The sequence below is a fragment of the Streptomyces sp. NPDC038135 genome (assembly GCF_055601245.1).
In genome coordinates, this window is sequence record NZ_JBVJXS010000009.1 from 454,102 (window position 1) to 462,287 (window position 8,186).

At 73.5% G+C, this 8,186-nt stretch carries 7 protein-coding genes and 1 rRNA gene; 2 read left to right on the plus strand and 6 right to left on the minus strand.

Translation table 11 applies throughout. The features are described 5' to 3' along the window. Positions 1-38: 38 nt before the first annotated feature. Positions 39-386, plus strand: coding sequence for a sterol-binding protein (locus ACZ7JA_RS27180; RefSeq protein WP_351672830.1), 348 nt, complete (start codon positions 39-41; stop codon positions 384-386). Here the strand turns inward: ACZ7JA_RS27180 and ACZ7JA_RS27185 are convergent. The 4 genes from ACZ7JA_RS27185 to ACZ7JA_RS27200 all read right to left on the minus strand — a co-directional run bounded on the left by ACZ7JA_RS27185 (position 370) and on the right by ACZ7JA_RS27200 (position 4,493). After that, positions 370-1,236, minus strand: coding sequence for an ABC transporter ATP-binding protein (locus tag ACZ7JA_RS27185; RefSeq protein WP_403683132.1), 867 nt, complete (start codon positions 1,234-1,236; stop codon positions 370-372). The genes ACZ7JA_RS27180 and ACZ7JA_RS27185 overlap by 17 nt on opposite strands. Continuing rightward, positions 1,233-2,264, minus strand: coding sequence for a FecCD family ABC transporter permease (locus ACZ7JA_RS27190; protein WP_351672834.1), 1,032 nt, complete (start codon positions 2,262-2,264; stop codon positions 1,233-1,235). Before ACZ7JA_RS27190 ends, ACZ7JA_RS27185 begins: the two co-directional genes overlap by 4 nt. Before the next feature lie 11 nt (positions 2,265-2,275). Beyond that, complete coding sequence (locus ACZ7JA_RS27195; RefSeq protein ID WP_470810875.1) at positions 2,276-3,319, minus strand: FecCD family ABC transporter permease; 1,044 nt, start codon at positions 3,317-3,319, stop codon at positions 2,276-2,278. Positions 3,320-3,467: 148 nt separating this feature from the next. After that, on the minus strand, positions 3,468-4,493 hold the full coding sequence (locus ACZ7JA_RS27200) for an HAD-IIA family hydrolase (RefSeq protein ID WP_389304562.1): 1,026 nt from the start codon (positions 4,491-4,493) through the stop codon (positions 3,468-3,470). Positions 4,494-4,566: 73 nt separating this feature from the next. Between ACZ7JA_RS27200 and ACZ7JA_RS27205 the strand changes: the two genes are divergently transcribed. After that, entirely contained in the window at positions 4,567-5,850 is a 1,284-nt protein-coding gene (locus ACZ7JA_RS27205; RefSeq protein WP_450751951.1) for a DUF1015 domain-containing protein, read from the plus strand. A 70-nt stretch (positions 5,851-5,920) separates the two neighbouring features. On the opposite strand, the gene ACZ7JA_RS27210 is transcribed toward ACZ7JA_RS27205, so the two are convergent. Further along, positions 5,921-6,775, minus strand: coding sequence for a tetratricopeptide repeat protein (locus tag ACZ7JA_RS27210; RefSeq protein ID WP_470810893.1), 855 nt, complete (start codon positions 6,773-6,775; stop codon positions 5,921-5,923). Between the two features lie 1,319 nt (positions 6,776-8,094). Next, positions 8,095-8,186: ribosomal RNA gene (gene rrf / locus ACZ7JA_RS27215) — 5S ribosomal RNA — on the minus strand; the annotation flags it as partial.

Here is an 8,186-nt window from a genome sequence, read left to right on the forward strand (position 1 = left end):
AGACGCTACCGCGAACCGCTGGGGTACCGTCGGTGGCCATGGCCACGATCGAGGAGTGCCGCACCGCACTGGGGAAGCTCTCGGACAACATGCAGGGCGCCGAGGGCGACGTCCGGGCGGCCGCCGCCCTGGACCGCTCGGTGAGCTGCCACATCACCGACCTCGACGTCACCTTCGTGGGCCGGATGACGGGCGGCCGGATCGAGGTGGACACCACCCACCCGGGGCCGCCCCGCGAGAAGGCGCAGATCAGGCTCGCCATGGCCGGCGACGACCTGGTGGGCCTGGTGGACGGCGAGCTGAACTTCGCGACCGCCTGGGGCCGGGGCCGGGTGCGCCTCGACGCCAGCCTGCTGGACCTGTTCCGGCTCAGGAAGCTGCTGTGAGCCGTGCCCTGCGGGCCGCCGGGACGACCAGCGGGGTACCGGTCTCCGGGTCGTCGATGACCTGGCAGCGCAGCCCGAACACCTCCTCGACCAGCCCGGCCGTGACGACGTCGTTCGGCGCGCCCTCGGCGATCACCTCGCCGCCGCGCAGGGCGATGAGGTGGGTGGCGTAGCGGGCCGCGTGGTTCAGGTCGTGCAGCACGGCCACCAGCGTCCGCCCCTGCGTCTCGTGCAGTTCCGCGCACAGGTCGAGGACGTCGATCTGGTGCTGGATGTCCAGGTAGGTGGTCGGCTCGTCCAAGAGCAGCAGCGGCGTCTGCTGGGCGAGGGCCATGGCGATCCAGACCCGCTGGCGCTGACCGCCGGACAGCTCGTCCACGTACCGGTCGGCCAGCTCGGCGACGCCGGTCTGCGCCATGGACTCCCGCACCACCCGCTCGTCCTCGGCCGACCACTGGCGCAGGATGCCCTGGTGCGGGTAGCGGCCGCGGCCGACGAGGTCGGCGACCGTGATGCCGTCGGGCGCGACGGACGACTGCGGCAGCAGGCCGAGGGTCCGGGCGACCTTCTTCGCCGGCATCGACTGGATGACCTGCCCGTCCAGCAGCACCCGGCCCTCGCTGGGCCTGAGCATCCGCGACAGCGCCCGCAGCAGCGTCGACTTGCCGCACGCGTTCGGGCCGACGATCACCGTGAAGGAGTTGTCGGGTATCTCCACCGACAGCTCCTCGGCGATGACGCGCTGGTCGTAGGCGAGGGTGACGTTCTCGGCGGACAGGCGGTTCACAGTGCTCCTCGGGGTGTTCGGGTGCGCGCCGCGCGGGTCGGGCCCGCCGTTCGCGCCGCTCATATCCGGCCCGCCCTGCGCTCGGCGACCAGCAGCCACAGCAGATAGCAGCCGCCGAGTACGCCGGTGACCACGCCCACGGGGAGCTGGTCGGCGCCGAAGGCACGCTGCGCGGCCCAGTCGGCGGTGACCAGCAGGGCGGCGCCCATGCAGAGGGAGGGCAGCAGGTTCGGGCCCGGCGAGCGGGTGAGGCGCCGGGCGAGCTGCGGCGCGGTGAGCGCCACGAAGCTGACGGGCCCGGCCGCCGCGGTGGCGGCCGCGGTGAGCAGCACCGCGGACACCATCAGCACCAGCCGCACGCGCTGCACCCGCACACCGAGCGCGTTCGCGACGTCGTCGCCCATCTCCATCATCCGCAGCCCCCGCGCATGGGCGAGGACCAGCGGCACGAGGACGGCGCACAGCCACAGCAGCGGCCAGACCTGCTCCCAGTCACGGCCGTTGAGGGACCCGGTCATCCACACCACCGCGCGGGTCGCGTCGACCAGGTCGGCCTTGGTGAGCAGATAGCCGTTGACCGCGGTGACGATCGCGGAGACGCCGATGCCGACCAGGACCAGCCGGTACCCGTGCACGCCCTGCTTCCAGGCGAGCAGATAGATGGCGAACCCCGTCACCAGACCGCCGGCCAGCGCTCCCGCGGTGACCTGGGCGGCGCTGCCGGACATCAGCACGATCACGACCAGCGCGCCCGCCGTCGAGCCCTGGGACAGGCCGAGCACGTCCGGGCTGCCGAGCGGGTTGCGGGAGACCGCCTGGAACAGGGCGCCGCCGAGGCCCAGCGAGGCGCCCACCAGCAGTCCCACCAGCACCCGCGGCAGCCGCAGTTCGTTGACGATGAAGTCCTGGTAGGCCGTGCCGTCGCCGGCCAGCGTCCTGAGGACGTCCGCCGCCGGGATCCTGGCGTCGCCGGTGCCGATCAGCGCCACGCCCGCGGCGCAGGCGGCGAGCAGCAGCAGGGCGACGACGGTCAGCGCGCGGACGTCCAGGCGCAGGGACAGCCCTCCGGGAGTGCGCACGGCACGGGTCATCCGTCGGGTCCTCACAGCTGGGCCGTCCTGCGCCGTCGTACGAGAAAGATGAAGACCGGGCCGCCGATGAGCGCGGTGACGACGCCGACCTGGAGTTCCGCGGGCCGGGCGACCATCCGGCCGAGGACGTCGGCGCCGAGCAGCAGCACGGGCGACAGGACGGTCGCGTAGGGCAGGATCCAGCGCAGGTCGGGGCCGGTGAAGGAGCGCACGACGTGCGGCACCATCAGGCCGACGAACATGATCGGACCGCAGGCGGCGGTCGCGGCGCCGGAGAGCACCGTCGCCGCGAGCATGGCGAGCGCCCGGGTGCGGTTGAGGTTCGCGCCGAGGGCGCGGGCGGTGTCGTCGCCCATCGCCATGGCGTTCAGCGGCCGGGCGAGTCCGAGCGCCAGCAGGGTGCCGGCCACGAGGAACGGCAGGACCTGCGCGATGGTCGAGTCCGTGGCCGAGGCCAGCGAACCCACCGTCCAGAAGCGCATCTTGCCCAGCGCCGCACCGTCCATGATCATCACGGCCTGGAGGTAGCCGTACAGCGCGGCGCTGACCGCCGTGCCGGCGAGGGCCAGCCGGACCGGGGTGGCGCCGCGGCTGCCGCCGAGGAACCACACCAGCGCCCCGACCGCGGCGGCGCCGCCGAACGCGAACCACACATAGCCCGTCAGGCTGGTGACGCCGAAGAAGGTGAGCGCCGTGACGACGGCCGCGGAGGCGCCGGCGTTGATGCCGAGCAGCCCGGGGTCGGCGAGCGGGTTGCGGGTGAGCGCCTGCAGCACACCGCCGGACAGGCCGAGCGCGGCGCCGGCCAGCAGACCGAGGGCGGTGCGCGACATCCGCTCGTCGACGACCACGTCGCCGTACGTCCCCGTGCCGTGGAACAGACCGTGCCAGACCTGGTCCGGCGACAGCGCCTTCGCGCCGACCGCGATGCTCGCCAGCGCGACGAGCACCAGGATCACGACCGAGAGCAGGAGCCCAAGGGCCCGCACCGCCCGGCGGGTTGGGGGCGCGGGGGCGGTGTCCGCGCGCTGTTCCGGAGGACTGTCGACCAACACGAGGTTAGGTTAGCCTACCCTCCTCTGCGATCTCGAGACCGCCTCGGAACCGCCTTCACCGCCGGACCGGAACCGGGCGCCCGGGAACGCCGGTTCCGCACCCGGCGACCGCTCCCCGCTCCCCCGGCGTCCGATCACCGCCCGGCCGTCACAGTCCCAGCCGCGCCAGCGCCTTCTCCCCGTCCAGCTCGCAGGAACCGTCCCCGGCCGCCGTCCAGGCCGCGGCGCACAGCGCCCGCAGTCCGTCCATCGCCTCGCCGTCGCCTTCGAGCTCCAGCCGGTCCGCCGCGTTCGCCGTCCACCCTCCGCACCGGAAACCGTCACCCTCACGAGTGATTTCCGGCTGCCCCGTGAGCAGCCCGCGCAGGTCGGCGTCCACGTACGTCGGCCGGTGCCGCGGCGGCGCCGCCAGCAGCAGGGGGCCGTCCGTGACGCCGGTCAGCACCAGCAGGGAGTCCACCCCGCCGTTGAACGCGCCCTCGATGTCGGTGTCCAGCCGGTCCCCGACCACCAGCGGCCGCTCGGCGCCCGTCCGCAGGATCGTCTCCCGGTGCATGGGCGGCAGCGGCTTGCCCGCGACCTGCGGCTCCGCGCCCGTCGCGATCCGGACGACCTCCACGGCCGCACCGTTGCCCGGCGCGATCCCGCGTCCGCTGGGGATCGTCAGGTCGGTGTTGGACGCGAACCACGGCACGCCCCGGGCCACCGCGTACGAGGCCTCCGCGAACCGGCCCCACGGCAGGTCGAGACCGCCGAACCCCTGCACCACGGCCGCCGGGTCGTCGTCCGCCGACTCCACCGGCGTCAGCCCGCGTTCGCGCAGCGCCACCCGCAACCCCTCACCGCCGATCACCAGCACCCGGGCCCCGGCCGGCACCTGCTCGCTGATCAGCCGGGCGACCGCCTGCGCCGAGGTGATGACGTCGTCCGCCCCGGTCGGTATCCCCAGCTCCGTCAGGTGCTCCGCCACGACGTCCGGCGTCCGCAGGGCGTTGTTGGTGACGTAGGCCAGATGCATCCCGCCGTTCCGGGCGCGCTCCAGCGAGTCGACGGCGTGCGCGATGGCGTCCCCGCCCGCGTACACCACCCCGTCCAGATCGAGCAGCGCCGTGTCGTACGCCTCGCTCAGGGGCTGCCCACTGTCCCCGGGCCTGGTCCTGACGCCCTGGCTCATTGCACATCGCTCCTCGTTAGACCGTCTTTCCCCCGATCATCCCCCACCCCGCCGGCACACGTACGATGCCGGGATGAACACAGCAGGTCACTCGGAAGCAACGGAGCGCCGAGGCCTGGAACTGACGCCGTTCCGAGGCCTTCGTTACGACCCCGACCGGGTCGGCAGTCTGGCCTCCGTCACCTCTCCCCCGTACGACGTCGTCGTACGCCCCGACGGCCTGCACCATCTCGAGTCCGCCGACCCGCACAACATCGTCCGGCTGATCCTGCCCCAGGCAGGTACCCCGGACGCCCGCAACGAACAGGCGGCGGACACCCTGCGCCGCTGGCTCGCCGAGGGCGTGCTGGCCCCCGACCCGGACCCCGCCCTGTACGTCTACGAGCAGCGCGACGGCGACGGCATGCTCCAGCGCGGTGTCATCGGCGCCCTGCGCGTCTCCGCCCCCGCCGAGGGCGTGGTCCTGCCGCACGAGGACGTCATGCCCCCGGTCGTCGCGGACCGCGCCGCACTGATGCGCGCCACCCGCGCCAACCTCGAACCCCTGCTCCTGACCTACCGCGGCGACGGCAAGGCGGCCGAGGTCGTCGAACGCACCGTGGCCGGACCTCCGCTGCTGGAGACGACCACGGAGGACGGCTTCCGCCACCGACTGTGGTCGGTCACCGCCCCCGCGGACCTGGCCGGCATCCAGTCCGACCTGGCACAGCACCAGGCCCTCATCGCCGACGGCCACCACCGCTGGGCCACCTACCTGCGGCTGCGCGCGGAGCACCCCTCCCCCAGCCCCTGGGACCACGGCCTGGTCCTGCTCGTCGACACCGCCCGCTATCCGCTGCGCGTGCGCGCCATCCACCGGCTGCTGCACGGACTGCCGGTCAGGGACGCGCTGGCGGCCCTGAGCGGGCAGTTCCGGGTACGGCGCCTCGACGTGCCGCTGGCCAAGGCGCAGGAGGTGCTGGCGGACGCGGCCTGCGCCGGCAACGCCTTCCTGCTGGCCGGCGACGGCTCCTTCCACCTGGTCGACCGCCCGGACCCGGGCCTGCTGGACCGCACGATCCCCGCGGACCGCCCGGCCGCCTGGCGCTCCCTGGACGCCACCGTGCTGCACGCCACGCTCCTCGAGCACATCTGGCACATCCCCGAGGACTCCCCCGCCCACATCGCCTACATCCACGACACGGCGGCCACCGTCGCCAAGGCCGAGCAGGACGGCAGCACCGCCGTCCTGCTGCACCCGGTGCGCGAGGAGGTCGTACGCGAACTGGCCCGGCAGGGCGTGAAGATGCCCCGCAAGTCCACGTCCTTCGGTCCGAAACCGGCGTCGGGGCTGGTGCTGCGCGCGCTGGAGCTCTGACCGGCCCCCGGACATGCGAAAGGGCGGAACCCCGGAGGGTTCCGCCCTTTCACCTTCGCGTTGCGGGACGTCAGTCCTTGTCCTCGACGTCCTTGCCCTCTACGTCCTCGACGTCCTCGACGTCCTCGTCCGTCTTCTCCACACGGACCTCGTCGTCGGACCGGTCGACCTGGCCGGCGGCGCCGTCGACCTCCTCGGCAGCGTCGCCCTCCTCGGCAGCGTCGCTCTCGTCGGCAGCGTCGCTCTCGTCGAGCGCGTCGACGAACTCGACGCCGTCCAGCTCGGCGAGCCGGTCGGAGGCGTCCGTGCTGCCGTCGCGGTCGGCCTCCACGGCCTTGGCGAACCACTCCCGCGCCTCGCTCTCCCGACCGGCCGCCAGCAGGGCGTCGGCGTAGGCGTAGCGCAGGCGCGCGGTCCAGGGCTGGACCGAGTTGGAGGCCAGCTCCGGGCTCTGCAGGGTCACGATGGCCGCGTCCAGCTGGCCCATGTCGCGCCGGGCGCCGGCCGCCACGAGCCGCATCTCGACCTGACCGGCCTTGTCCAGCTTGTGCACGTCGGGAGCGCCGGCCATGTCGAGGGCCTTCTCCGGCCGGCCGAGGCCGCGCTCGCAGTCGGCCATCACGGGCCACAGCTCCACGGTGCCGGTCATGCGCCGCGCGGCCCGGAACTCGCCGAGGGCCTCGCTGTACTTCTGGTTGGCGTAGGCCGCGAAGCCGGCGGCCTCACGGACGGCGGCGACCCGGGACGCCAGCCGCAGGGCGACCCTGGAGTAGCCGTAGGCGCCCTCGGGGTCCTCGTCGATGAGCCGCGCGACCATCACCAGGTTCTTGGCGACGTCCTCGGCGAGCGTCTTGGGCAGGCTCTGCAGCTCCTGCCGTACGTCCTTGTCGATCTCGTCGCCGGTGACGTCCTCCGGGATCGGCAGCCGCTTGATCGGCTCGCGGTCCCGGTCGCGGTCGTCGCGGAAGCGGCCTCCGCCACGCCGGTCGTCACGGCGGTCGTCCCGCCCGTCACGTCCCCGGAAGCCGCCGGGCCGCCCGCCCCGGTCGTCCCGGCGGGGCCCACGGCCACCCCGGTCGTCCCGGCCACGGAAGCCGCCGCGGTCGTCGCCACGGCGATCGTCACGCCGGTCGTCACGACGGAAGTCACCGCGGCTGTCGTCCCGACGGAAACCACCGCGGTCGTCACCACGGCGGTCGTCACGACGGAAGTCTCCGCGGGTGTCGTCACGGCGGAAGTCGCCGCGGGTGTCGTCACGGCGGAAGCCCGGACGGTCGCCACCACGGTCGTCGCGACGGAAGCCACCGCGGTCGTCACGACGGTCGTCGCGGCGGAAGGCGGGGCGGTCGCCGCGGTCGTCCCGGCGCGGCCCGCGGTCGCGGTCGTCGCGCTGGAAGCCCGGGCGGTGGCCCCGGTCGCCCTCGCGGCGGTCGTCGCGCCGGCCGTAGCTGCCGCGGTCACCGCGCTCGCCGTAGCCACCGCCACGACGGTCATCACGCCTGTCGTCACGGCGGTCGTCACGGCGGTCGTCACGACGGTCATCGCGACGGAAACCACCACGATCGTCGCCCCGACGCTCGTCGCGGCGGTCATCACGCCTGTCGTCACGGCGGAAGTCCCCACCACGGTCGTCGCGACGGAAACAACCGCGGTCGTCACGACGGTCGTCGCGGCGGAAGGCGGGGCGGTCGCCGCGGTCGTCCCGGCGCGGACCGCGGTCGCGGTCGTCGCGCTGGAAGCCCGGGCGGTGGCCCCGGTCGCCCTCACGGCGGTCGTCGCGCCGGCCGTAGCTGCCGCGGTCACCGCGCTCGCCGTAGCCACCGCCACGACGGTCATCACGCCTGTCGTCACGGCGGTCGTCACGACGGTCATCGCGACGGAAACCACCGCGATCGTCGCCCCGACGGTCGTCGCGGCGGAAGTCGCCACGGCTGTCGTCCCGACGGAAACCACCGCGGTCACCACGGTCGGCGTGGCCGCCACCGCGGCTGTCGTCGCGACGGCCGTAGCCACCACGGTCGTTGTCACGGCGGTCGTTGTCGCGACGGTAGCCGCCTCGATCGCCGCGGTAGCCGCCGCGGTCCCCACGGTCACCACTGTCCCGTCGCCGCTGGTCGCGCTCCGGTCGATCGTCGGGAGAGTTGGTGGACATGGTGACTCCTGTCTTAGGTACCGCAAGCATTGTAAAAACGAAAGGACCCCTGGTCCCAGCTGAACGCTGGGACCAGGGGTCCTCCAAAGATTGTTCGGCGGCGTCCTACTCTCCCACAGGGTCCCCCCTGCAGTACCATCGGCGCTGTGAGGCTTAGCTTCCGGGTTCGGAATGTAACCGGGCG

Excerpts from the sequence above, each read along its gene's own strand:
- ACZ7JA_RS27185 (WP_403683132.1), bottom strand. The coding sequence starts at position 1,236 with ATGAGCGGCGCGAACGGCGGGCCCGACCCGCGCGGCGCGCACCCGAAC.
- ACZ7JA_RS27200 (WP_389304562.1), bottom strand. The coding sequence starts at position 4,493 with ATGAGCCAGGGCGTCAGGACCAGGCCCGGGGACAGTGGGCAGCCCCTG.
- ACZ7JA_RS27180 (WP_351672830.1), top strand. The coding sequence starts at position 39 with ATGGCCACGATCGAGGAGTGCCGCACCGCACTGGGGAAGCTCTCGGAC.
- ACZ7JA_RS27205 (WP_450751951.1), top strand. The coding sequence starts at position 4,567 with ATGAACACAGCAGGTCACTCGGAAGCAACGGAGCGCCGAGGCCTGGAA.
- ACZ7JA_RS27190 (WP_351672834.1), bottom strand. The coding sequence starts at position 2,264 with ATGACCCGTGCCGTGCGCACTCCCGGAGGGCTGTCCCTGCGCCTGGAC.